Genomic DNA, 26131 nt, shown 5'->3' with positions numbered 1-26131 from the left:
TCCAACCTGTCCCCTTTTCTTTATCTTTGAGCCCAACCAAAACAACTTATACTTTTGAAGAAGTCATACCACCCATCTCTTTTTGTTTTATTCCTGTTACTTTTCACAGGCATCTCCCATGCCCAAACTTACTCCGGAGGTGCGGGAACAATTTTAGATCCGTATCAAATAGCGACCAAATCGGATTTGCAGTATTTGAGCGAACACGAGAATCATTGGGACAAATACTTTTTGCAAACTGCAGACATTTACTTCAACTCTTCCGACTTTCAAACCGGGGGCAATTTCTACAACAACGGAGAAGGTTTCAAAACACTTGGTAATGAATTCACTGCATTCTTAGGATCTTACGATGCAAACGGGCACTTGATTGACAGTTTGTATATCAACAGGCCAACTGTAGATTACCAGGGCTTTTTCGGACGCAAGGTTTGGGGATCGATCAGAGGATTAGGTCTTACGCACATTTTTGTGAAAGGCCAAAGTTATAACGGCGGACTGGTCGGACGTTTTGATGACGGAGATATTGTTGATTGTTACACAACCGGCACTGTTTATGGAAATATCATTTTCACCGGAAGCGATCTAAACTTTACAGGAGGATTAACCGGATATCATACGAATGGCATCATTGCGCGCTGCCATTCTACGGCAGATGTAGACGGAAATATCGTTGGAGGCCTGATTGGACTTATTGAAAACAGTACTGTAAACGATTGTTATGCTACCGGAAATGTATTTGGGAATAACGGCAGTTATGTAGGTGGTTTGATTGGTCTAATCGGTTTTGGCCCTACATCCGTGGATGCTATCGTAAAGGATTGCTTTGCAAGCGGAAATGTGAGCGGAAATTATGCTGTGGGAGGACTTATCGGAAATTCAGACGGCACTATTTCCAATTGTTTTGCTTCAGGATCTGTAAGCGGGAATTATTCCGGAGGAGGTTTGATAGGATTTACTGCTTCAACCGGAACTGTTATCAATTGCTATGCAACGGGTTCTGTGACCGGCATACAATTTCTCGGTGGATTGATCGGTTATAATTCCGGCGATCTCAAAAATTGCCATGCAGTGGGAAATGTGACAAGCAGTACCGGTAATGATACGATCGGCGGTTTGTGCGGAGGAAATGAAGGGACTATTCTTCATTCCTTTTGGGACATGCAGGCTTCAGGAGTTACTCACAGTTTCGGCGGCGCCGGTTTGCCAACTTCCGCCATGAAAGACATTCAAACTTTTATTGGTGCAGGATGGGATTTTGAATTGGAAACCTCCAACGGATCCAACGACATCTGGAAAATGGGCGGATGCTCGTTTGACTACCCGGTCTTCAGCTGGCAGCAAATTGTTCCGCATCCTACTGCTACTTCTTATGAATTTGCCTGTGGTTCCTATACCTGGGCTGTAACCGGCCTGAATTATCCGGGCACAGGGATTTATTTGGGAACAGTTTCCACCCCTTCCGGATGTGATTCGCTATTGGTTTTGAATTTAACCGTGGGAGTAATTCCTTCAGACTTTGTTTTCAACAATGGCGACGGCAATTTCATTGCTTCTTTCGGCACCAGTTATCAATGGATCGATTGCTTTACAAATGCCTACATCCCGGGAGCAACCGGCCAGTTTTTCGCTCCTTCTTCCAATGGATTTTACTCCGTTTTGATTACAAACAACGGCTGTTCCATTACTTCCGACTGTTTGGAAATGACAAATCTTGGCATCCCAGACTGGTCCGACGAAGCTTTCACAGTATTCCCGAATCCTGCACAAAACAAGGTCACGATTTCCCTGCCCGTGAACAGCGCTTCATTATCCATCACAGACACGCAAGGCAAGGTTTTATTTGCGGGTCAGATCACTGCTGATCAGCAAATTTCACTGGATTCTTTTGAGAACGGGGTTTATTTCTTTGCTATTGAAACGGAAACCGGAAAAGTTCTGAAACGCGTCGTAAAAAATTAAGCGAATACGCTCCGGATAGTGTCCCGGATCATTTCAGATTCTATGTTTTTATCTGCTGGCCTGAACAACCGATAAATTCCCTAATTTAGCAGCTGTATGTCCAAGAAAAACACTTCCTTCACTCCCAAACAGCCTGTACAAAAAACAGCTGTACCTGCTACTCCCGTTGACCATTCACAACTGATCCGTCGCAGGCTATTCTGGCTGTTGTCCATCGGGGCATTTTTGCTTTTTGTGCCGACTATTCAATACGGATTTGTATTGGACGATGTAGCCGTAATTGAAAACAACCGCTTTGTACAGGAAGGATTCGGAGGCATTTCCGACCTGTTTTCGACCTTCTACTGGAAAGGTTTCTGGGATGCCAACGCCGGGTTGTACCGTCCTTTATCGATGGTTATGTTTGCCATCGAATGGGCGATTTCACCAAACAATCCAGCTATACATCATTTCGTGAATGTGCTTTTATATGCGCTTACGATCGGCTTGCTCTTCAAGCTCCTGCTTAAAATCCTGCCTGACTATTCCGTTTGGGTTTCGTTCGCAATTACCTTTGTTTTCATGCTTCATCCGAGCCATACGGAAGTGGTTGCCAATATCAAAAGCCGGGATGAGATCCTTTGCTTTTTCTTCTTCCTGCTTACTTTTTTGAGCCTTTTGAAAAGCAGCGGAAAACCAATGGACCTGGTCAAAACCGCCCTCTTATTCTTCGCCTGTTTGTTATCGAAAGAAGCCGGGGTTATGTATCTGCCTGTTTTAGGGCTTTACTTCTGGATGGTGAAAAAAGAATCCATTGTTCCTGTTCTGAAAAAATTACTTCCGCTAATCCTTGTTGCAGGTGCCTGGTTGATTTTACATCAGGCCGTTATTCACGCAGATCCTACTCCTCCTATTCAATACACGTATCACGATAATTCGCTGGTTGCATGCGAAAGCGGATCACGGGTTGCCACCGGGGTGGGTATTTTAGGCCGCTATTTATTGGAAACTGTTGCTCCGTTTAGCCTGAGCTACGATTATTCGTACAACCAGGTTCCGTGCCTGAATTTTACTTCATTGCCGGTAATCAGCACATTACTGGTAGTAATTCTATTGGCACTGACCGTGGTGAAAACGCGTAAATCAAAACCCGAAATTGCATTCGGCATCTTGTTTTTTCTCATTTCAATTGCCTTGGTAACCAATATTTTCTCCCTGATAGGAACAACATATGCCAACCGGTTGATTTATGCACCTTCTCTGGGCATCATTATTTCTCTGGTTTTAATCATTTTCAGTCTATTCAAGGCTCAGCAAACGGAAAAATGGCTAACGGTCCCTGTTGCGATCTTTTTGTTGATGGGAATGATCTTTGGCGTAAAAACGATCCAGCGTAACAAAGCATGGGAATCCAACACCACGCTTTTCACTGCGGATCTTGAAAACAGCCCGAACAGTGCACGTGTTCAATTCAATTACGGAGTAGTTGTCATGAATGCTGCCGGAGAAGATTCAACAGCAAACAAACAACAATTGCAGCTTGCCGCATCCAGTTTCAAAAAAGCCATTGCTATTGATTCGCTGGATGCCAATTCCTACACGAATTTAGGTGTCGCCTGCTACCGGTTGAATCAATTCGAACAATCCGTTTTCTACAGTCAGAAAGCGATTTCCATTAACCCGCACGACACCTTGCCATACGGGAACCTGGGAGACGCCTACTTTGCATTAAAAGATTACGACAACGCCGGAAAAGCCTTGAAAACAGTCATTCAATCGAAAGACGCAACAATCGGACATTTTAAGCGGTACGGTGTTTCACAATTCAACCTGAAGCGCTACAAGGAAGCAATTGCCGGTTTCAAAAAAGGACTGGAAAAATTCCCGGACGATGTTGAAATGGCTTCAAACCTGGGGAGCGCCTATGGCGCCGCAGCAGATTATATAAACGCCGCTCAGACCTTCGAAAGCATTTACACCAAAAATCCTTCGAATGTAAATGCCCTTCGGTTAACCATCATTTCCTATGAGCAGGCCGGAAACAAGGAAAAAGTAGCTCAGTACGGTCCGCTTTTGAAATAAATGATCTATCTATCAAAAAGAGAGGAAATCCGCAGATTCCCTCTCCCCGCTTTGTTCACTCAAAAAATGATGATTTAGCCGGCGATTAATTTCAACAGGCGCAGGTGCATCTGTATCAATGTCAGGTTTTGCAGGGCAATTTTGGTAGTATTCGTTGGCAGATCAATGGAACTGATCTCAAATACCAACTCTTTGTGTTCGGGATAGGCCGCTTTCAGTCTTCCGTTCACTTCTTCTGTCAGCTTGCAAATCTGGTCCCATTTACTGATCATCGATCCGTTCAATACCCGTGACATGACTTCATCTTTGGGTAAACTGCCGTAAGCTTCATCTTCTGTCATGGCGTTGTATTCCTGATCGGTCAGATGACCGGAACTTTTAATGATCAGGGATTTTAATTCCAGGATCTGCTGATTCAGTTCGGCTACTTGTTTTTTCAATGCTCTCACATCGTTTTGATTCACAGAGGCAACCTTCGACTGCTCCATTTTTTGCACTTCCTCGTTCAACAAACGGTAAGCCTGTTGGGAAGATTCTTCCACTTTGACCGAATAGCTCAAATTATACATCGCGAACAATAAGCAACCGCAAGCCATCATCAGAACGGAATTCACGGTGGAATTGAAGCGCAACTCAGGTCTTCTCACTCTCGTGGTAAAATAAATGGGGACATACACGAAGGTAAATGATGCCAGGCCTGAAAGCATGAGGATGTTTGCCCCCGGCCAATGCATCAGTTTGAACAAAAAACCCAGCGATGCAATTATTCCGACTAAAAATCCAAAACTGAGCACCAGTTTATCCGTTTTACTTCCTTCGTCCCTGAATTTCAAAGCGATCATCAGAGGTAGAAAAATTAAGCTGAAAATGGCTATTCCCAGTACGTATGCGACTCCCGCTCCGGGCCAATGCATGACTTTAGCAACTGACGCTAAAAGGGTAAGAATAGCGGCTAAAATTCCTGAAATATTTACTGTTTTTTTCATGGCGTAAAAATGTTTGAAGGTTAATAACAATTCTGTTTCCTCCTGAATTTCACGCAAGTTGTCGTTGAAAAATCGAGGCAAGAGCCGTTGAAAGAACTGGTCAAAGTTGTCAGTCTCAGACATTTCATTCTCTATGATACAGCACATGTGATCCAGCAGGTTCCATTGCAGATCTTCCATGGTAACCCCACGCGCTTCAATTTCATGAAGAATAAAATCAACTTGCTCGTCCGAAACTTTAACCATTTCCAGTTCTTGGCTCTAAATCCAACAAAAACTTCATGGTATTCATGAAATCCACCAACTCGTTTACTTTCTCTTTGGCTGTCGACTGCCCTTTTTCGGTGAGTGAATAATACTTTCGTACCCGTTTACCAATAAAGACCTCTTCCGTCTGCAATTCGCCCTGTGACTCAAGCGCATGCAAAGTCGGATAAAGTGCTCCTTCGGTAATTTGGATCTTCTCACCGGTGAGTTCCTTCACGCGTTGGGTAATTTCATAACCGTACATCCTGCCCTTGTCCTTAAGCAGGTTGAGAACGATTGTTTTAAGCGTACCTTTTAAAAGTTCTGATGAATACATAGGACAAATATACATAAGAAATTTAGGTATTCAAATTTTTACCTAAGAAAATTAGGTATTAAGCATAAAAAAAATATTCAACTAATTATTAATCAATTATTTAATCTTCAAGCAATCTTGATTTAAATTCGGTTTATTTCATTAAAGTAGTGATTCAACTAATTAAATAATGCTTCAGAATTCAACGATATACTTCTAAAACGTTAGTAAAAAAAATGCATGCAACTCCGAAACTCCCCCTTCAGTCTCAATCACATAATTATAAAAACTATGAAGAAAAAAAAATTAATCGTTGCTGTAACGCTCGTTATGGCAAGCTCGGGAGGGCTTTATGCGCAGCAGGCTGTTTCGGCTGCCGGCAATGAAGCCAGCGGAACAGGCGGAACGAGTAGCTACACCATCGGACAAGTTGCTTACACAGCACTCTCCGGAACAAACGGAAAAGTGAACCAGGGAGTTCAGCAGCCTTACGAAATTTTCACCACCCTTGGACTGGATGAGCAGAACATCAATTTGGAATTAACTGCTTTCCCAAATCCAACCAACGGGTCCATGACCATTTCAGTCAATGAGCACACAACCGGAAAGCTTGCTTACCAGCTTTTTGACACCAGGGGAAAACTCATCGAAGAAAAAGAGATCAGCCAGTCTGAAACAGGAGTTTCGATGAATCAGTTAGCTCCTGCCTCCTATTTATTAAGAATAACTGATAACGGTCAGTTAGTAAAAGAATTCAACATTATTAAAAACTAAATCATGAACACCAAAATTTTAAATACCGCCATCTTGCTTCTACTTGCTTTCAACTTGTTTTCGCAAGCACCTCAAAAAATGAGCTACCAGGCTGTTATCCGTAATGCATCCAATACTTTAGTCACCAATCAAAACGTGGGCATGCGAATCAGCATTATACAGGGAAATCCGGGCGGAAGTACGGTTTACCAGGAAACACAAACACCGTCATCCAATATCAATGGTCTGGTGAGTATTGAAATCGGAGCAGGAACCGTTGTTTCAGGTACTTTTTCAGCTATTGACTGGGCGGCCGGACCCTATTTCGTAAAAACGGAAACAGATCCTGCAGGCGGAACGAACTACACGATCACCGGAACCAGCCAGTTATTGAGCGTTCCTTACGCTTTACACGCAGGAAGTGCGAACGAAAACGACCCTGTTTTTGATGCATCGGTCGCGGCAGGGATTACTGCTGCTGATACTGCAAACTGGAACCATCACACAGATTCTACAGACATTGCCGCTATGGGATACGTTGCCGGACTGGTAAAATACGAAGTAGGTGATTTTGCACAAGGCGGGGTAGTATTTTACGTAGATGAAACCGGACAGCATGGTTTGGTTGTTGCTAAAAATGATTTGCCGACAGTAAGATGGTTCGCCGGTACTTACGGTAAAACGCGCGGAGATGGAAACGGGATTTTCGCAGGTGCAGCAAATACGGTAATTGTTATCGGGGCACAGGTATCTATCGGTGATGACGGCGATCCATACGCAGCAGCAACTTGTAATGAGCTGCAAATCACAGAAGGAGCAACGACCTATTCGGATTGGTACCTTCCAACACCTGCAGAATTGGAACTGCTCGGGCTTAATTATACGATCGTAGATGCAACCGCTACAGCAAACGGTGGAACAAACTTATTGACATCTCCATACTGGAGTTCAAAAGAAGCCAGCAATACGGATGCAAATGCAGTAGTGATCACTCCCGGAGGAACATCCGTTCTATCCATTAACAAAGCTGCAACCTTTAATATCAGAGCGATGCGTCGTTTCTAATTAAGATCATTTTTCAGAGGCCATGAAAAAAAATTTTTTCATGGCCTTTATTTTTTCTATTTCATTACATATTTCGCTTCCCTCAGTACATTCATCTTTCGGCAACTTCCGATTTTTCCAAAAAAAGAACTCCTTTTGCCTAAAAAAAGATGAAACTTAAGTTTACTTCGATTACTCTCACTTCCGTAGCATTCGTCGTTTTTTCCCTCTTTCAATCCGTTGCTTTTACCCAGGAAACCAATACAGACCCTGCAAAACCGGTTGTTAAATTCAATCCGTTTGATGGAGTAATTGTCGGCGGATATGTGGATAACGGAGCTTTTATCAATTTTACGGGACCGGGCGTAAGTCTCACTATCAAAAAATCAAAATTCCTCCTGGGAATGCTTCCTTCCCTTCGGTATAAAGAAGACAAAGGCCTATTCAAGAACTTCCCGATCACTCCCAACCTGGGCGTAGGTTTCACTTATTGCTACAACATGATCGCTTTCCAGGTACCGCTTTATTACAATGCAAAAACAGCTACGGCAAACGGAAGGTGGAATATCGGGGTTGGGATCGGTGTACGCCTTAAATATAAATAAGGGTTGTATTTATTGGAAAGGAAGAATATTTTTGTCCGGTAACTTATTTAGTATGCCACAGATAGAAATTACCCGTTCCAGCGAATATGCCAATCGTTTGAGAGATATCAAGATTTTCATCGATGATCAACACGTCGGATCTCTGGCAAACGGGAAAACAGCCGTATTTGAAGTTCCGGAAGGGAATCACACCATCCAGGCAAAGATCGATTGGGGAAGAAGCAATATCATCGAGGTTAACCTGGAAGAGAACGGAAAAAAAGCTTTCCGGCTGACCAGTTTTGCAAAACACAATCCCTTGGGAACACTGGCTGCCATTTATTACACGACCATTGCATCCGATCGCTACCTGCGACTGGAAGCGTATTAACGGGTTGGTTCATGGAACAAAAGCTTCTCTCCTATTTCTCCAGGATACTTCCGCTTTCGCAGGAGGAAATTGACGGCATTGTGGCAACATTGACGATCCGGAAATTTCCTAAAGGAACCATTCTATTGAGAGAAGGTGAAATCTCTTCGGAAGCCTATTTTGTGCTGGAAGGCTGTGTACGCCAGTATTTCCTGGTAAACGGAGAAGAAAAAACCAATAATTTCTTTACTGAAGAACAATGGGTGATTTCCATGCAGAGCATGACTAACAGTTCTCCTTCCAAACACTACCTGGAATGCGTGGATGCATGCACTTTAGTTGTTGGAAACCGGGAAAAAGAAGAGCAGCTTTATAAACAATTCCCGAAACTGGAAACCGTTTCGCGCAAGGTCATGGAAAAAGTATTTGCCGAACAGCAGGAACTTTCCGGTTCGTATTTCACCGACACACCGGAAGAACGCTACCTAAACCTGATGCGCACACGTCCCGAACTCATCCAGCGCATTCCTCAATACCTCATTGCAAGTTATGTAGGAGTAAAACCCGAATCGCTGAGCAGGATCCGGAAAAGATTGGTATTGAAATAATCCCTCTGCTACGGTATAACCAGAATCCCCACATTTCCCTTCTTATGTCCCAAATCCACATATTCATGCGCCTGTGCAATCTGGTCCAGGGTGAATACGCGATCTAAAACCGGCTGGTATTTTCTTTCGTCGATCAGTTTCTTTACAGCATCCATTCCTTCAGCTGATTCTTTGATGACGCCCGTTATCACTTTTTTGCCCGACATTCTTGCGAAACCTGCACGAAGCATTTTAGAAAAATCCGCTGCTCCCAGGATCAAAGTCCCGTCTTTTTTCAGGTGTTTGATACTTTCCGAAAAGGAGAGTTTGTTGACTGTTTCGTAAATCACATTGTACTGTTCCTTATTTACCGATAACTCTTCCTTGCGGTAATTTATAACCTTATCCGCGCCGATCTTTTTCACTAATTCCGCATTTGCGCCGCTGCAAACCGCCGTGACTTCCGCTCCATAAAATTTTGCCAATTGGACTGCCGCCGAACCAACTGCTCCGGAAGCCCCGTAGATCAACACTTTTTGTCCGGGTTGGATGTTTGCTTTACGGATGAAATGCAAAGCTGTCATAGCACCGAAAGGAATGACAGCAGCTTCCAGATGGCTCAGCGATTCCGGTTTCGCAGTAATAGCCGCTGTTTCCGGGACGGCTATAAATTCCGCATAAGCACCGAATTTCATTCCCACAGAGCCGAAAACCAGCTCACCAACCCGGAATTTACTGACCGCATTTCCCGTTTCCACGATTTCTCCTGAAAAAACACCTCCCAAAATGGGTTTCCGGGGTTTCGCAAGTCCGAAGATCAATCTCACTGCCCACGGGTCAGCCCGGCGAATGCGTGCATCCCCGGAATTTACCGCTGTAGCATGGATACGGATTACTAACTCATCCGACTGAGGTTTCGGTTTCGGAATTTCAACGATTTTCAGTACTTCCGGATTTCCGTACGACGTGCAATGAACTGCTTTCATGTTGTTCTATTTTTTGAATACAACACAAAAGTATTCCGGTCATTTCCCAATTTCATTGACTTGGGTTAAGAAACACTTTGAATTGAATTTTAGCGCATTTCCTGGATATTTTCTTTGTCAAACCCCGAATCCACCGGTTCCCACAACTCAATCCGGTTTCCTTCCGGGTCCAGAATGTGAACAAACTTGCCGTACTCGTACGTCTCAATATTGTCGCAGATTACCGTACCCATTGTTTGCAAATGCACCAGCAGGCTTTCGATTCCTTCCACCCGGAAATTGATCATGGCACGCTGGCTTTCCGTTCCGAAATAATCACTGGTTTCGGGGAAAACGCCCAGTTGCAAATATGCCCGCGGGCCGGAATTTCCATTGAAAGCAAACAAAACGCCGTAATCGTTCGGGTTGAGTCCCAATGCTTCTTTATACCAGTTTATCATCGCTTTCTCGTCCTTAAACTTGAAGAAAATTCCTCCTATTCCAATTGCTCTGCCCATAGATTCATTTTTTCCTAAATATGAACAATTAACCGGCAAATTCCAAAGCAGTATTTTGAAATTAAGTTACTTTTAGGCCATGGCGAAGGAGGCGATTGTTATCGGATCGGGAATTGCAGGAATAGCCGCTGCAATCCGTTTAGCACTTAAAGGATATGCGGTTTCTGTATTTGAAGCCAATGAATACCCGGGCGGAAAACTCACCACCATCCAATTGGGAAACTACCGTTTTGATGCCGGGCCTTCCCTGTTCACGCTTCCTTACCTGGTGGATGAATTATTTGAACTGGCGGGGAAAAATCCGCGGGATTATTTTTCCTACCGGCAACTGGAAATGCTTTGTCATTATTTCTACGAAGACGGAACGGTGCTGCATGCGTACGCAGACCGGGAGAAATTCCTGCAGGAAGTCGAAAATAAGCTCCGCATTGATCCTTTGCCACTGAAAGAATACCTTGAACACAGCACCTATATTTTCGAGCGGACACGTCATTCTTTCCTCGAAAAATCGCTGCATAAGTTCAGTACTTACATTTCTTCGGACATCCTGAAAACGGTTTCATCGATGCGCAAACTGCATTTATTCGAGAGTATGCACGAGGTCAATCAAAAAAGCCTGAACCACCCGAAACTGGTACAGCTTTTCGACCGGTTTGCCACCTACAACGGTTCCAATCCCTACAAAGCTCCGGGAGTACTGAACAGTATTCCGCATTTGGAATTCGGCATCGGCTCTTATTTCCCGATGGAAGGAATGCATCAGATAACGATGGCCTGCAAGCAATTGGCCGAAGAGTCGGGAGTGAAATTCCATTTCGGTGAACGCGTTCAAAACATTCGGATTAGCGGCAAAAAGGTTACCGGAATAGAAACTGCTAAAGGCTTTTATCCGGCAGAGCTGGTGATCAGCAATTGCGATGTGAAACAAAGTTACCGGCAATTAATTCCGCAGCAGAAAGCACCGAAAAAGACCCTGGAACAGGAACCAAGCAGTTCCGCACTTATTTTTTACTGGGGAATGAAGCAATCTTTCCCGGAATTGGATGTCCACAACATATTCTTCAGCGAAGATTATCAAAACGAATTCAAGGCCATTTTCGAAGAAAAAACGGTCTGCGATGACCCGACGGTTTACATTCACATTTCCTCCAAAGTGGTTGCTGCAGATGCGCCGCAAGGAACTGAGAACTGGTTTGTGATGGTCAATGTCCCAGGCGATCAGGGACAGGATTGGGAAAAACTCCGTTCGAACGTGCGGAAACAGGTGATTCAAAAGATCAGCCGCATCCTTCAAACTGATATAGAATCCCTGATTGAAGAAGAAGATTACCTGGACCCGTTACGTATTTCAGAACGCACGAATAGTTTCGCCGGAGCACTTTACGGAGCAAGTTCCAACGACCGCATGGCCGCATTTTTCCGTCACCCGAATTTTTCCAGAATAAACGGGCTTTATTTCTCCGGGGGAAGCGTGCATCCGGGCGGAGGAATTCCGCTTTGTCTGCTTTCAGCGAAAATTACCACGGATTTGATTCCTGATTAAAATGAAAATACCGTAGGAACGCGATGCATCGCGTTCCTACCTTTTGAATTTTACATTTTGAATTTTGAATTCATATTAAATGCCTATTTTGCAAAACATAATTTAAATTGTTCCGGTGAAATCCATTTTATTGGTTGAAGACGATGCTATTTTAAGCCGCAACATCAGCGATGCCCTCCTGGAAGAACAGTTGCAGGTTGAATTCGCCTATGACGGGAATATCGCAGAAAAATTGCTGAAGAAAATGACTTTCGACTGTGTGATCCTGGATGTAAACCTTCCCGGGAAAAACGGTTACGAGATTTGCAGGAATTTCCGTTCGTACAATACGCAAACACCGGTAATCATGCTGACAGCTTTTGACGAGTTGGAAGACAAAATCCAGGGATACGATTGCGGAGCGGATGATTACCTCACCAAGCCTTTTTACATGCGCGAACTGTTGCTGCGTATCCAATCCTTAATAAAACGCAGCGAAACGAATACGAACAGGGAACAATCGGAAAATGCCGTGCTGGTTGCAGATGACGTGGTGATTAATCAAACCACCAAGAAAGTAACCCGTCAGGGACAGGAAATTTCACTGACCCCGCGCGAATTCCAAATCCTGGTTAAATTGGTTTCGGGCAAAGGCGAATTGGTTTCCAAACAGGATTTAGTACGCGAGATCTGGGGAAATATCGTGGATGCGAATACCAACACCATCGAAGTGTATATCAATTTCCTGCGCGGTAAGATCGATAAGCCCTTCGGAAAGCAAAACATTAAAACCAAGATCGGCTACGGCTACTTTTTCGATCCGGAATGAAGATCCGGAATAAAATATTGTTCTATTTCTCGCTGATTATCCCGGCAATTACGGCCGTTACCTTTGGCGTGATCTATATTTTGTTTTCCGAGAACCGGGAAGAAAGTTTCCAGATGCGGCAAAAAGAGAAAATTGCCACTACGCTGGAATTTCTCTCGGACATCAAAGAATCGGATGCCGATATTATTGAAACCCTGGACCAGATAACGATCAACGAATTGTACAATGAGAAATTGCTCCTGTTCAACAAAGACAAAGAGCTGATCTATTCGAACATCGTGGATATCCCGGTTCCGGTTTCAAAAAACATCCTCGAGCACCTGAATCCCAAAAACAAATGGATCGAAACCAAAGACGGTTTGTATGACGTGGTTGGGACCTACATTTCCCGGAAAGGAAAAATTTATTACGGGATCAGTAAGGCTTACGACGATTTCGGGTATTCCAAACTGCGCTACCTGAGATACATCCTGATCGTGACATTTATCAGCATCACGGCGGTGATCATTTTGGTTTCGTTTTACATTTCGCGAAAAATCACCACTCCTTTGGAAGACATTACCTCCAAGATCAGTTCCTACGATTTCAGTTCCAATTTCCAACCGATCACTTATACCGACACCCGCGACGAATTAGCCGTTTTGGCTTCCGTTTTCAATGAATTAATGACCCGCATGAACGAGGCTTTTGCCTTTCAGAAACACGCTATCCATCACATTTCCCACGAACTGAAAACCCCGATTGCCATCCTGGTTTCCAATTTTGAACGGATGGAAAAAGAAACCGATCCCGAAGCATTGAAAAAAATAATCCGGAATCAAATGGAAGATACACGAAGTTTGAGTGAGATCATCAATTCCCTGCTGGAAATGGCAAAAATTGAAACGGCAGGCGCCAAATTCAATGAACAATTCCGGATTGACGAACTGATCTTCGATGTTTCGGATAATTTAAGGAATGTCTATCCCGACTTTGTTTTTTCCGTGGAGTATGCCGAACCACTTGATGAAAACAAATTGGTGATCACCGGAAATGCACGGTTGATGAAAGCCATTCTTTCCAACCTGATGGAAAACTGCATCAATTACAGTTCGGACGGTCATGCAACTATTCACATCCAAACGCAGGAACAACTGGAGATTTTCTTCGAGAACAAAGGGAAAACGATCAATGAGCAGGAAGTGAATTACCTGTTTAAGCATTTCTTCCGCGGAGGGAACAGCAAAGGAAAAAAAGGATTCGGACTTGGATTGGTATTCGTCAACAAGATCATTACAATGCATGAAGGATCAATTACTTACGAATCTCCGTCCAAAAACACCAACCGCTTCAAAATCACCCTTCCTTAAGGTAAATTTTAATGACTTTAAGGCAATTTTAAGCTCTATAATTGGAGTTTTGTACTTTAAAACAGAAGTACATGCAACAATTAGCAGCGTCACTATTCCTGATTCTTCTGACTTCAATCGGACTGCATGCGCAAGACACTTTACATCTCAGCATCCGAAGAGCAGACAGCATTTTCCTGGCCAAAAATTATTACCTCCTGGCAGCATCCATGGATATCGAAGCGCAAAGAGCCCAGATTATCCAGGCAAAGATCTACCCGAATCCGATTTTCACCGCCGACGTGAATGCCTACGATCCGGCAAACAACCAGGCTTTCCATGTAGGAAAAACCGGGCAGAAATCGTTTCAACTGGAGCAGCTGATTGTCTTGGGAGGAAAACGCCGGTCTGAAATTGAACTGGCGAAAACCAACGCAGGAATCGCTGAACTGGAATTCCAGCAACTGGTCCGGGAATTGAAATTCAGGCTGCACAGTGATTTGTATACAATCGGCCAGCAGGATTTCCTGCTCCGGAAATATGCCAACCAGCTAAGCTTGCTGGATACCCTGCTGAAATCCTACGAGATCCAGGCCAATAAGGGAAACATTGCCCTGAAAGAAGTGGTTCGTTTACGCGGTGCTTACATTCAGCTGAATAATGACCGCGCAGAATTGTTCCAGGCATACATTCAGACCCAAACCGATCTGCAGATTTTATTGCAGACCAATTCCGTTGTTTTACCCGATCCGACAGACGCTAACCTCGACCATTACCTCATCCCCGCTTCTGTGGCGGATATCCGGGCGATGGCCATGGAAAACCTGCCGGAATTACTCGTTATCAAAGAAAACAAGGTGCTTGCCGAACAATATTTAAAGTACCAGAAACGCTCAGCTGTTCCAGATATCAATTTGTTTGCTTCCTATGATCAGCGGGGCGGCGCTTTCAACAACCAGGTCAATGCCGGTATTGCCATTCCGTTGCCGCTTTGGAACCGGAACCAGGGAAATATCAAGACTTCCCAATACCGTTTGCAGGAAGCCGAGTACAATCTAAAAGCAAAAGAGAATGAGATCGTCAGCAGGATCAACAACAGCTATGCGTATTACATCCAGACCGTTTCGGAATACAGGAAATCGAACGAATTGTATAACGATGATTTCGAAAAAACGGTCGAAGGAATGAGCATCAATTTTCAGAAAAGAAATGTTTCCATCATTGAATTCATTGACTTTTTTGAATCCTACAACGACGTGCTTGCCGAATTGATGCGCATCAAAACCCAATTAGTGATTTCAGCAGAACAAATCAATCTATTAACCGGAAAAGATATTTATTAACATGGAAAGAAGAAGAACATATACAGGAATTGCGATTTGCCTGTTTCTATTACTGGTAATCCTGAGTGCATGCGGAAACAAGCAGGAAGAAACGATCGAGACATTCACCATGAGCGACACCATGCTGAAGAAATGTGAATTCTACACCACAAGCAACCAGGATGTAAAGAACAGCATTCGCTTATTCGGGAAAATCGAAGCTGATAACAACAAAATGGCACAGATCTACCCGATCCTGAGCGGAGTCGTTACATCGATCAATGTTGGTTTGGGGGATTATGTGAAACAGGGACAAATCCTTGCCAGCATCCAGAGTGTGGAAATAGCCGGTTTCCAAAAAGAACGGCTCGATGCGATCAACGATGTTGCCACAGCGGAAAAGAACCTGCAGGTAGCAAAAGACTTGTTTTCCGGGAAATTGAATTCGGAAAAAGATGTGGCGATGGCATCCAAAGAACTCGAAATGGCCAAAGCGGAGTTGAAACGCATCAACGAGATTTACAAGATCTACAACCTGAAATCGGGTTCTATTTACAACATTGTTGCCCCGATGAGCGGATTTGTGATCACCAAAACCCTGTTCCAGAACGAGCAGCTGCGTTCCACCGATTCCGAAGCACTATTTACCATTGCTGAAACGAAGGAAATCTGGGCGGTAGCGAACGTTAATGAAATCGATATCAGCAAGATCAAAGAAGGTTACGATGTGACGGTTCAGACACTTGCTTTTCCGGATCATCCCTACAAATCCAAGATCCAGAAGATCTACAACGTGATCGACGCTCAAACAAAATCCATGAAAATCCGGATTTCCATTCCGAATGAGGATTTCAAACTGAAGCCTGAAATGAATTGTACGGTCGATGTGCATTATTCAGAAAACCAGCAGATGATCACGGTCCCTTCTTCTTCCATCATTTTTGATAAGAACAAGTACTGGGTCATGGTTTTCAAAAACCGTCACGATATTGAAACCCGCGAAGTGGAAGTTTACAGGCAACTCGGGGATATTTCCTACATCAATCACGGATTGAAAACCGGTGAAAAGATCATTTCACAAAACGGTTTGCTGATTTACGATGCGTTAAACGATTAAAACAGGGAATATGAACAATTTCATCAAAGGCATTCTATCATTCTCCCTGAAGAACAAATTCTTCACGTTTTTCTGGGTCGGATTAATCGTTATTGCAGGTGTGATCAGTTACATCCGCATTCCGATCGAAGCATTTCCGGATGTGACCAATACACAGATCATTATCGTAACCGAATGGAACGGGCGAAGTGCCGAAGAAGTCGAACGTTTTGTAACGACACCGATCGAAATCTCCATGAACAGTGTGCAGCGCAAAACCAATGTACGAAGCATCACCATGTTCGGGCTTTCAGTGATCAAAGTCATTTTTGAAGACGATGTAGACGACTTCTTTGCCCGGCAACAGGTCAACAATCAGCTGAAAAACGTGCAGCTTCCCGACGGAGTGGATGCAGACGTGCAGCCTCCATACGGGCCAACGGGCGAGATTTTCCGCTACGTGCTGAAAAGCAAAGACCGGGATTCGCGTGAGTTGCTGACCATTCAAAACTGGACTATTGACCGGGAATTGAGAAGTGTTGCCGGCGTTGCAGACGTAGTGGCATTCGGCGGACAGGAAAAAATCTACGAGATTTCCGTAGATCCGGTAAAATTGCAGCAATACAACCTCACTCCGCTTGAATTGTACGATGCCGTGAGCAAATCCAATCTCAACGTCGGTGGTGACGTGATCGAAAAGAACGGGCAGGCGTATGTGGTCCGGGGAATCGGTTTGCTGGACGGCAAAACAGATATTGAAAATACGATCGTGGACATTTTCAACGGGAATCCGCTCTTGGTTAAAAACGTAGCGAGCGTGAACGAATCCAGTGCTCCGCGCGTGGGGCAGGTTGGAATGGACAAACAGGATGACGTGGTGGAAGGAATCGTCGTGATGCGGAAAGGGGAAAATCCGAGTGAAGTTCTTTCGCGTGTGAAAGAAAAGATCGATGAATTGAATTCCACCACCCTTCCGTCGGATGTCAAAATGGAAACATTCTATGACCGCGACAACCTGATGAAATATTGCACCGATACGGTGATGCACAACCTGGTAGAAGGAATTGTGCTGGTAACAGTGATCGTATTTATTTTCATGGCCGACTGGCGAACCACGGTTATCGTGGCGATCGTCATTCCGCTGGCATTATTGTTTGCTTTTTTCATGCTCTACCTGAAAGGAATGAGCGCCAATTTGTTATCACTCGGTGCTATCGACTTCGGAATCATCATTGACGGAGCCGTCGTCATGGTCGAGGGGATATTTGTCGCCCTCGATCACAAAGCAAAACAGGTAGGAACGGAAAAATTCAACCGGCTTGCCAAAATGGGATTGATCCGTTCAACAGGAGTTCAAATGGGGAAAGCCATCTTCTTCTCCAAACTGATCATTATTTCCGCCCTGCTTCCCATCTTCTCTTTTGAGAAAGTAGAAGGAAAAATGTTCTCACCGTTGGCCTGGACTTTAGGTTTTGCTTTGCTGGGAGCCTTGATTTTCACACTAACGCTGGTTCCGGTTTTGAGTTCGATCCTGTTGCGCAAAAACGTGGTGGAAAAAGAGAATTTCTTCACGCGGTTCGTCAGTAAAACGGTTGCAAAAGGATTCAACTGGACTTTCGCACGGAAAAAACTGGCCATCCTGATCTCCTTGATCGTATTCGGATTGACCATCTTCTCTACCCGCTGGCTGGGAACGGAATTCCTGCCGCAATTGAACGAAGGAGCTCTTTGGGTAGAAGCTAAAATGCCGATGAGTTATTCCCTGCCGAAAACCGTTGAAATGGTGCATACATTGCGAAGTGAATTAACCAAATTCCCGGAAGTAAACGGAGTCCTTTCCCAAACCGGAAGAAGTAATGACGGAACGGACCCTAGCGGATTTTACTATGTTCAGATGCAGGTTAACCTGAAGCCGAAAGAAGAATGGAAGCGTAAGATTACACTCGACGACCTCGTTGAACAAATGGACAAAAAACTGAAAAAGTACCAGGGAATCAATTACAACTATTCGCAGCCCATTATCGATAACGTAGCAGAAGCGGTAGCCGGAATGAACGCTTCCAATGCGATCAAAATTTACGGCGACGACCTCGACAAACTCGACGAATATGCCAACCAGGTACTGAACCAGATCAAGGACGTTCCCGGAATCAAAGACGTCGGTATTTTGCGGAATATCGGTCAGCCGGAAATGAGCGTTGTCCTCGACGAAGAAAAAATGGCCATCTACGGGGTTACGAAAGCGGAAACCCAGGCTGTGATCGAAATGGCGATCGGTGGAAAAACGGCGACCCAGAAATACGAAGGAGAAAAGAAATTCGATATCCGGATTCGCTACGACAAGGATTTCAGAAAGAATGAGGACGACATCCTGATGCTGATGATCCCGACAATCACCGGTGACCGGATCCCGCTGAAAGAGGTAGCGAAAGTGAAACAGGTAACCGGCCCGGCGTTTATTTATCGCGACAATACCAAACGTTTTATCGGGGTGAAATTCTCTGTGCGGGAACGAGACCTTGGAAGTACGATCGCCGAAGCGCAGCACAAAGTAAAAGCCCACGTAAAACTTCCGGACGGATACCGGATGAGTTGGAACGGGGAATTTGAGAACCAGGTGCGTGCCAGTCATCGTTTATCACAAGTAGTTCCAATCAGTTTGATCATGATCTTTATCTTGCTATTCATCATGTTCAACAACGCCCGTGATGCCGCCTACGTATTGATCAATGTTCCTTTTGCACTGATCGGGGGAATCCTGGCGCTGCACATTACCGGAATGAATTTCGGGATTTCTGCCGGAGTCGGTTTCATAGCGCTCTTCGGGATTTGTGTACAGAACGGTGTGATCCTGATCTCGGAATTCCACAAGCAATCCAAAACCATGGATGATCTGAACCAGGCTATTGTGAATGCCGTGAAAGTCAGAACAAGGCCGGTTGTCATGACTGCCATGATGGCTGCAATCGGTTTGCTTCCTGCTGCGATCAGTACCGGAATCGGATCGGAAAGCCAGAAACCTTTAGCGATTGTCATTATCGGCGGGTTGGTCACAGCTACGGTATTTACACTACTTGTATTCCCTATCATTTATCACAAAGCATTGCATTTACGGGAAAAGAAGAAAATGAAATAATCAATCAGCCGTGGCTGATTGATTTGATTGCCGTCTGTGACGGAAAAAACTCAAATTAAAAACAATCGATATTTAAGTAGCTAAGTAGTGGTTGGTGTCTGATAGAAAATCCCCGGTTCGCAATAGCAGGCCGGGGATTTTCGCATCATTTCAGGATATTCACATGACCATTGAGGTCGATCCTGTAATCTTTTACCTTTTGCTTGATGACAATCTTCCAGGTATAGGCTCCTTCTTTACAAAGCTGGCCGTTGTAGGTTCCGTCCCAGCCAAAATTGGTGTCATGCGTTTCGAAGATAATTTCTCCCCAGCGGTCAAAGATCAGCATCGTGTAAGACTGTTTATCGAAGGCATCGTTGAAAACCGGCAGGAAAACATTGTTCATTTCATCTCCGTCCGGCGTAAAGGAATTCGGTACAAACCAGGTCAATTCCTCTTTCACTTCAACCGTCGTTGTTGCCGAATCGATACAAATTCCATTCATTGCATACAAAGTGATGGTGTAACTTGCCGCCCTGTCGGGGTAAGTATGGCTCGGATTGAATGCTCCGGAAGTAAATCCGTCACCGAAATCCCAGGAATAACCGGTCGCATTGCTCGAATTGTTATCCGTATTCACCAGCGGATTGTAAATGAATACTTCGGTCGGAGTAGCGTTAAAACTCGCATCTGGCTGCGGGAATATTGTAATCATATCGTTAACCAGGGCTATGTTCACACATCCGTTCAGGTCGGTAATCGTCAGGCTCACATCAAAAACCCCGTCACTGGTATAATTCTGAATAACCGGTGGCCCGCAGATATTATCCGTTCCGATCCCTTCGAAATACCAGCTGCAATTGGCGGAATTCGCGGTTGTATTGTAGAACATAATTTGCTGCGGATTACATCCGGAAGTAATGTCGCTGTTGAAAGTAACGACCGGCAAAGCAAAAATAGTAACGGTGACATTATCAGTGGTAGAACAAGCGCCCACACTGGCTGTAAGCGTATAATTTGTAACACCTGCAACACTTCCGTCAAAAGTCGGATTGGCGATTGCCGCATTGCTCAAACCGGTTGCCGGTGACCACGAGTAGTTTACACCTGCAACAGGAGTTTGCCCGATTTGGTACGATCCCGGTGCATTGGCACACATCGTTACATCGTTTCCGGCGTTTGCAACCGGTGGTGAATCTACGGTAATTGTAAAAGTTGCTGCACTACCGACACATCCGCTTAAAGTCGGTGTAATGGTAATTGTTCCGGCATTGGAACCCGATCCCGGATTCAGGCCGGTAAATGAAGCGATATTCCCGGAACCACTTCCGGCCAGGCCAATAGTTGTATTGCTGTTTGTCCAGTCAAAAGTCGCTCCTGCAGGAGTCGATGTGAATGCAGGTACGTTCACCGTTGCATTGGAACAAACGGTAATCGGGGTAATGGCCGTTACTGTTGGCAGCGCATTCACGGTCACAGTAGCCGATCCGCTCAGCGTGGAACTGCAGCCGCCAGGTGGATTCACCTGCACACTTACGAGCGTATACGTGGTTGTTGCAGCCGGGGAAACCGGCAATGTTCCGTTTCCGGCAGCGTCCAGCACAATGGTTTGATTGGGTCCGCCAACCTGGTAAGTAACTGTTGCATTGGGTGTTCCGGTAAATGTGATGGTTGCATTCTGACCGCTGCAAATGGTCGTACTTCCGGCAATGGTAGCCGTTGGCAAAGAAACGACAGTAATTGCCTGTGTGACCGTACAGCCTCCGGAGTTCATAAAAGTAATCGTTGTTGATCCCGCGGAAACAGCCGTTACCACTCCGGATGCAGAAACCGTTGCAACTGCAGGATTCGAAGAAGCCCACGGAGTGGATGCATGAGCAGTTCCCGACCCCGTCAAATTGGTTGTACCGCCAACACAGATCGTTGTCAGCGGAGCATTGATCGTCGGTGTAGGATTTACAACAATTGTTGTGGTGGACGTACACGGAGTACCCGCCACAGTTGCAGTTACGGTATAAGTGTAAGAACCTGCAGCAGCAGGAACAGGTACATTGGTCGGGTTTTGGACATTGGACGTAAATCCGTTTGGCCCTACCCAATTCCAGGAAGCACCGGCCACATTGGATGCCGTGAGGTTAAAAGTTGCTGTTCCCTGGCAAACATCGCCGCTGTTTCCGGCGGTGACCGTACAACCTCCGCAGGAATTAACCGTAATGGTTGCTGTGGCGACGGTGGAAGACGGACACAAGGCATTTCCTGTTGCCGAATTCACCGTGTAAGTATAAGTTCCGGGAGTCGATGGCGGTGTTGCCGTTACGGTAGCTCCGGTAGTTCCGCTTAAATTCGGCGAAGCGTTCCAGGTATATGTTCCGTTACCGCCAGTAGCTGTAAGTGTGACGGATTGTCCGGCACAAATAGTAGAAGTAGCCGGTGTTACGTCCACTGGAACAGAAATACCTGTATTTGCTGCGAATGTATAATCACAAATATCTCCAGCGAAACCATCTATCATGATGTAGTAGGTGTTTCCGGGAGTTAATCCCGTTGCAGAAACGGTTTGTGAAGACGAAGATGGAACGATCTGGTCGCAATAATAAGACGTGATATTCCCTCCGCAGGTACCGGAGAAAATCATGATCTGGATTCCGTCGCCGTAGGTTGAATTATACACCCAGCAGTTGAACGAAATGGACGAAGATGAAGCCACAAACGATAAATAGGAATCATTTTCCACCGATCCGCAAAACGAACCCAGAACTCCCGTACCCGGACAAGAACTTAATCCCAGGAAGCCGCATCCGAAAGGAGCGCCGGCAGAACCCCACGCATCAGCTGTGTAACTGGAAGATGTGTTTCCGCAATAACCGTTTAATTCACAGATAGGAGTTGCTGTTGCACAGGTATTCCCCGCTGCAGGATTTGATCCGCAGGGAGGTTGTCCATAGCCTGACATACCGGTCAGAACGAAGACTAGAAAGTAGATCAGCTTTTTCATTTGATAACTTTTAGGCGTTCTTCGATGTAAATCAGTATCTGCTTATTCTGATCGGAAGGCTGTGTCCTGTTCTTATAAATGTAGGATTCACGCCATTTCTTCAAATCGAATACGGAAAGCAGATCAATGTGCTGATAGAGTTTTTGCAGGGAATCTGATGAAAGGGTATCACCGGAAACCTGGCAAACAGAGTTTAAGGGCACACCGTTTTCGTGTGCGTGCGTAGTAGTTGCACCAATAGACGAAGCTATTGCTGCTAGTAGTAGTAATCTCATAGTGTGTCGAATTATTTACAAATTCTAATTCAAGAACGAAATTACGACAAAGTAGTTGCCTGATTCTTATGAAGCAGAGAGGATTAACTAAGTTATAACCAACTGTTAATTATTGAACACACTTAATTCCTCAGGAAATTCAGTACGAGTTTATTGACCGTATCCGGCTGATCGAAGCTTAAAAAATGCCCCGCATCCTGGATTGTTCCGGTTTGTATGTCCGGGATCCACTTCTTCGCTTTGTCCAGACAGCGCTGGTTGTTGACAATATCTTTATCTCCGATCAGGAGCAGGATCGGCATGTTCAACTTTTCCATGGATCTCCTGGAATAAGGGGTCATTTCAAAAATGCAGGAAGAAAGATTGTCCTTTTCCGTCCCCAGGTAGTACTGATCGAAATACGTTTGACTGATCTTGACACTTCTAACCGATAATCCGGCCAGGATATTTCCCAGTTTTTCCTTGTCCGGGGAAATGCAATAGGTAATATTACTCAACAATGCCGAACTTGGAGGAATCCATGTAAATGTCTGGGCGGGACTCAACAGCACGAGTTTTTTCACTTTCTCGGGTTTGTTCAGGGCAACCGCCGTTGCAAGCCATCCTCCGCGTGAACAACCGATCAGGTAAACGGAATTCAATCCCAGTTTTGTAAAAATTTCATCGTACCATTCCGCAATCTGGTCTTTATCCAAACGCTTCAGATTACAGGTCGATTTTCCGGGTTCCAATAGAAAATCAATTGCATAGACACAATAATTTTTGGCGAAGGTTTTCATATTCGGATACCACATGGTTGAGCTCGCATTCATTCCATGAAGCAATACAAGCGGCGGATTATTGGAATTTCCGCAAACGAGCACGTGTGCATTCCCGTATTTGGTCTGAATATCCTTTTCAACGATAGGCAGTTCAAACAGAGCCAGCGTTTTATTATACGCATTGATATAATCGCTTAATGAGTCATTATAGACAAACTCATAATTTTTAGGCAAAGCCTCCACCACTTTTTCTTTACCGGAGTTCTTTTTCTTTCCTTTCAGCCCTTCCTTTTGAGCTCTCCGCGACTTTTCACTCCCGTTTGTTTCACTATTATCAGAGCAAGAAAAGAAAAGCGGTATCGCTATCAGTAAGGCGATCACAAATCCTAAGGTGCGCATCATAAAAGCAACATTTTTGCTAATTTACCCGAAAAAATTGTGAACACAATGAATAATCAAAAAGCAGTTGATTTATTCAATAAACTGGCAGACTCCTACCAGCAGCGTTTCTTTTCGGTAGATCATTACGGCGAATCATTGAACATCCTGTTGAATCACCTGGAAGAACGTTCGAAAGTACTGGATGTAGCCTGCGGTCCGGGCAATATCAGCCATTATTTGCTGGAACGTTTGCCTCAACTCGAATTGCTTGGAATAGACCTCGCTCCGAATATGATCGAACTGGCCCGGAAAAACAATCCGAACGCGCGCTTCCTGGTATACGATGCTCTCCAAATCGATTACCTCGACACTTCTTTCGACGCCATCGTAGTAGGATTTCTATTTCCCTATTTGGCTATCGAACAAGTTGAGTTGTTTCTTTTTAAGGTGTATGAAAAACTGAACGAAAACGGGATTCTCTATTTAAGTACGATGACGGATTTGTACGAAAATTCGCGTATGAAAGCTTCCAGCACCGGCGAGGAAGTGATGATGTATTATTACGAAACCGGTTTTTTAACCCGTTTGCTGCAACAGATCGGATTTCGCGTGATTTCAACCCATGAGCAGCCATTCCCGGTTTCCGAAACAGAAACGGATACCGATTTGATCCTGATCGCTCAAAAGCAGGCTACTCCCAAAAATTATTGAGCCGGCAAGGAATGTCGGCCCGACGAAGGTCAATGAAAAAGTCCCGACGGTAGATATCGGAACTTTAATTATTCATTTGTAGCGTAGGTAGAACTTACTGACAAATCGATTTCATTCCGGATAACGTCATCCAGGGTTTCTCTTTTACGAATCAGCTGCGGCATCCCATTCCGGATGTAAACTTCTGCAGGCCTCAATCGCGAATTGTACTGGTTGCTCATACTGAAGCCGTAGGCCCCGGCATTGTAAATTGCCAGCACATCTCCGGCTTTCGCTTCTGCAATCGGGCGGTCATAACCGAACGTGTCCGTTTCACAAATGTATCCCACCACCGAATACAATTTTTTATAGCCTTCCGGATTGGAAACATTCTCAATGCGGTGATAAGCGTTGTAGAACATCGGCCGAATCAGGTGATTTTGCCCACTGTTCACGCCCAGGAAAACTGTTGAAGTAGTTTGTTTCACCACATTGACAGAAACCAGGAGCACCCCGCTTTCACTCACCAGGAATTTTCCCGGTTCGAACCACAATTCCAGATCACGGCCGTATTCTTTGCAAAAATGTTGGAAGGATTCCCCGATTTTCGCCCCGATTTCTTCGATCGGTGTTACAAAATCTCCTTCTTTATAGGCCACTTTGAAGCCGGAACCGAAATCCATGAACTGCAATTCCGGGAAATAGCTTGCCGCCTGGTAGAGCAAATCTGCTCCCTGCAGGAATACATCCGCATCCACGATATCGCTGCCCGTATGCATGTGCAAACCTACAATGTGCAGTTTATAATGTTCAACGATCCGCTGAATGTGTCTCAACTGGTGAATCGAAATCCCGAATTTGGAATCAATGTGCCCGACAGAAATATTTGCGTGCCCGCCTGCCAGAATGTGCGGATTTATGCGAATACAAACCGGTACCAGAGATCCGAATACCATCCCGAAATGTTCCAGTACACTCAGGTTATCAATATTGATCATCACTCCCAAAGCAACCGCTTCTTCTATTTCGGAAAAAGCCACTCCGTTGGGTGTGTACATGATTTCTTCGGGTTCAAAACCTGCTCTCAGGCCTAAATGAACTTCTTCGATAGAAACAGCATCCAAACCTGCTCCCTGATCCTTAAGTGTTCTCAACACATTGATATTGCTCAATGCTTTCATCGCATAATGCAATTTCACTTCCTGCTTCCCGAAAGCGTTCTTCAGGCGGTTATACTGTGAAATAATTTTTGCTTCATCATATACATACACAGGAGTACCATATTCTCCCGCAACAGCTTCCAATAATGTCGAGTTCATTTTATTACTACTTTTCAGGGTTCAAAATTAGAAACAATTTATTTATTTCACAAAGTTTTTGTTTTAACACATTTTGTTTTAAATAAAACAATTCATTTTTTGAACG

At 44.7% G+C, this 26131-nt stretch carries 22 protein-coding genes; 14 read left to right on the top strand and 8 right to left on the bottom strand.

All coding sequences use genetic code 11. From position 1 onward, the window contains the following. Positions 1–54: 54 nt before the first annotated feature. Positions 55–1962, top strand: coding sequence for a T9SS type A sorting domain-containing protein (locus ABDW02_RS03335; RefSeq protein WP_343632062.1), 1908 nt, complete (start codon positions 55–57; stop codon positions 1960–1962). A 96-nt stretch (positions 1963–2058) separates the two neighbouring features. Then, positions 2059–4023 carry a tetratricopeptide repeat protein gene (locus ABDW02_RS03330; protein WP_343632060.1) on the top strand — a complete coding sequence of 655 codons (1965 nt, stop codon included), beginning with the start codon at positions 2059–2061 and terminating at the stop codon, positions 4021–4023. Positions 4024–4097: 74 nt separating this feature from the next. Here the strand turns inward: ABDW02_RS03330 and ABDW02_RS03325 are convergent, their stop codons facing one another. Further along, entirely contained in the window at positions 4098–5255 is a 1158-nt protein-coding gene (locus ABDW02_RS03325) for a hypothetical protein (protein WP_343632058.1), read from the bottom strand. Further along, positions 5248–5592: a PadR family transcriptional regulator gene (locus tag ABDW02_RS03320; protein ID WP_343632056.1), complete on the bottom strand. Its 345-nt coding sequence runs from the start codon at positions 5590–5592 to the stop codon at positions 5248–5250. The genes ABDW02_RS03325 and ABDW02_RS03320 overlap by 8 nt, the downstream gene beginning before the upstream one ends. A 270-nt stretch (positions 5593–5862) precedes the next feature. Between ABDW02_RS03320 and ABDW02_RS03315 the strand changes: the two genes are divergently transcribed. The 5 genes from ABDW02_RS03315 to ABDW02_RS03295 all read left to right on the top strand — a co-directional run bounded on the left by ABDW02_RS03315 (position 5863) and on the right by ABDW02_RS03295 (position 8930). Continuing rightward, positions 5863–6345, top strand: a complete 483-nt coding sequence (locus ABDW02_RS03315) for a T9SS type A sorting domain-containing protein (RefSeq protein WP_343632054.1) — start codon at positions 5863–5865, stop codon at positions 6343–6345. 3 nt (positions 6346–6348) lie between these two features. Next, positions 6349–7389 carry a hypothetical protein gene (locus tag ABDW02_RS03310; protein ID WP_343632052.1) on the top strand — a complete coding sequence of 347 codons (1041 nt, stop codon included), beginning with the start codon at positions 6349–6351 and terminating at the stop codon, positions 7387–7389. A gap of 149 nt (positions 7390–7538) precedes the next feature. Continuing rightward, entirely contained in the window at positions 7539–7973 is a 435-nt protein-coding gene (locus tag ABDW02_RS03305; RefSeq protein ID WP_343632051.1) for a hypothetical protein, read from the top strand. Between the two features lie 52 nt (positions 7974–8025). After that, positions 8026–8343, top strand: a complete 318-nt coding sequence (locus tag ABDW02_RS03300) for a hypothetical protein (protein ID WP_343632049.1) — start codon at positions 8026–8028, stop codon at positions 8341–8343. Between the two features lie 11 nt (positions 8344–8354). After that, complete coding sequence (locus ABDW02_RS03295) at positions 8355–8930, top strand: Crp/Fnr family transcriptional regulator (RefSeq protein ID WP_343632047.1); 576 nt, start codon at positions 8355–8357, stop codon at positions 8928–8930. Between the two features lie 8 nt (positions 8931–8938). Here the strand turns inward: ABDW02_RS03295 and ABDW02_RS03290 are convergent, their stop codons facing one another. Both ABDW02_RS03290 and ABDW02_RS03285 read right to left on the bottom strand, forming a co-directional pair. Beyond that, positions 8939–9895 carry an NAD(P)-dependent alcohol dehydrogenase gene (locus ABDW02_RS03290; protein WP_343632045.1) on the bottom strand — a complete coding sequence of 319 codons (957 nt, stop codon included), beginning with the start codon at positions 9893–9895 and terminating at the stop codon, positions 8939–8941. A gap of 89 nt (positions 9896–9984) precedes the next feature. Next, the gene (locus tag ABDW02_RS03285) at positions 9985–10392 is read right to left on the bottom strand and encodes a VOC family protein (RefSeq protein ID WP_343632043.1); all 408 of its coding nucleotides are present in this window, start codon (positions 10390–10392) and stop codon (positions 9985–9987) included. Positions 10393–10471: 79 nt separating this feature from the next. On the opposite strand from ABDW02_RS03285, the gene crtD reads away from it, so the two are divergent. The 6 genes from crtD to ABDW02_RS03255 all read left to right on the top strand — a co-directional run bounded on the left by crtD (position 10472) and on the right by ABDW02_RS03255 (position 19625). Then, on the top strand, positions 10472–11935 hold the full coding sequence (gene crtD / locus ABDW02_RS03280) for a 1-hydroxycarotenoid 3,4-desaturase CrtD (RefSeq protein ID WP_343632041.1): 1464 nt from the start codon (positions 10472–10474) through the stop codon (positions 11933–11935). A gap of 115 nt (positions 11936–12050) precedes the next feature. Next, complete coding sequence (locus tag ABDW02_RS03275; RefSeq protein WP_343632039.1) at positions 12051–12743, top strand: response regulator transcription factor; 693 nt, start codon at positions 12051–12053, stop codon at positions 12741–12743. Then, positions 12740–14092 carry a HAMP domain-containing sensor histidine kinase gene (locus tag ABDW02_RS03270; RefSeq protein WP_343632037.1) on the top strand — a complete coding sequence of 451 codons (1353 nt, stop codon included), beginning with the start codon at positions 12740–12742 and terminating at the stop codon, positions 14090–14092. Before ABDW02_RS03275 ends, ABDW02_RS03270 begins: the two co-directional genes overlap by 4 nt. Before the next feature lie 71 nt (positions 14093–14163). Beyond that, positions 14164–15414, top strand: coding sequence for a TolC family protein (locus tag ABDW02_RS03265; protein ID WP_343632035.1), 1251 nt, complete (start codon positions 14164–14166; stop codon positions 15412–15414). A 1-nt stretch (position 15415) separates the two neighbouring features. Beyond that, complete coding sequence (locus tag ABDW02_RS03260) at positions 15416–16510, top strand: efflux RND transporter periplasmic adaptor subunit (RefSeq protein WP_343632033.1); 1095 nt, start codon at positions 15416–15418, stop codon at positions 16508–16510. A gap of 10 nt (positions 16511–16520) precedes the next feature. Next, complete coding sequence (locus tag ABDW02_RS03255; protein ID WP_343632031.1) at positions 16521–19625, top strand: CusA/CzcA family heavy metal efflux RND transporter; 3105 nt, start codon at positions 16521–16523, stop codon at positions 19623–19625. Positions 19626–19770: 145 nt separating this feature from the next. Here ABDW02_RS03255 and ABDW02_RS03250 read toward each other — a convergent pair whose 3' ends face one another. From ABDW02_RS03250 to ABDW02_RS03240, 3 genes are all read right to left on the bottom strand, one after another. Next, positions 19771–22599 (bottom strand): T9SS type B sorting domain-containing protein, encoded by a 2829-nt coding sequence (locus ABDW02_RS03250; RefSeq protein ID WP_343632029.1) that lies wholly within the window; start codon positions 22597–22599, stop codon positions 19771–19773. Further along, a complete protein-coding gene (locus ABDW02_RS03245; RefSeq protein ID WP_343632027.1) occupies positions 22596–22874 on the bottom strand; it encodes a hypothetical protein in 279 nt (92 codons plus the stop codon). The genes ABDW02_RS03250 and ABDW02_RS03245 overlap by 4 nt, the downstream gene beginning before the upstream one ends. Before the next feature lie 122 nt (positions 22875–22996). Further along, entirely contained in the window at positions 22997–24037 is a 1041-nt protein-coding gene (locus tag ABDW02_RS03240) for an alpha/beta hydrolase (RefSeq protein WP_343632025.1), read from the bottom strand. Positions 24038–24082: 45 nt separating this feature from the next. Here ABDW02_RS03240 and ABDW02_RS03235 point away from each other — a divergent pair, with 45 nt between their 5' ends. After that, complete coding sequence (locus tag ABDW02_RS03235) at positions 24083–24727, top strand: class I SAM-dependent methyltransferase (protein WP_343632024.1); 645 nt, start codon at positions 24083–24085, stop codon at positions 24725–24727. Positions 24728–24795: 68 nt separating this feature from the next. Here ABDW02_RS03235 and lysA read toward each other — a convergent pair whose 3' ends face one another. Then, a complete protein-coding gene (gene lysA / locus ABDW02_RS03230; protein ID WP_343632023.1) occupies positions 24796–26025 on the bottom strand; it encodes a diaminopimelate decarboxylase in 1230 nt (409 codons plus the stop codon). Positions 26026–26131: the final 106 nt, after the last annotated feature.

The organism is Fluviicola sp. (assembly GCF_039596395.1).
In the GTDB taxonomy this organism is placed as follows: Bacteria; Bacteroidota; Bacteroidia; order Flavobacteriales_D; family Crocinitomicaceae; genus Fluviicola.
The sequence above is the reverse complement of the archived record's forward strand: the minus strand, read 5'-3'. Positions and strand labels throughout refer to the sequence as shown.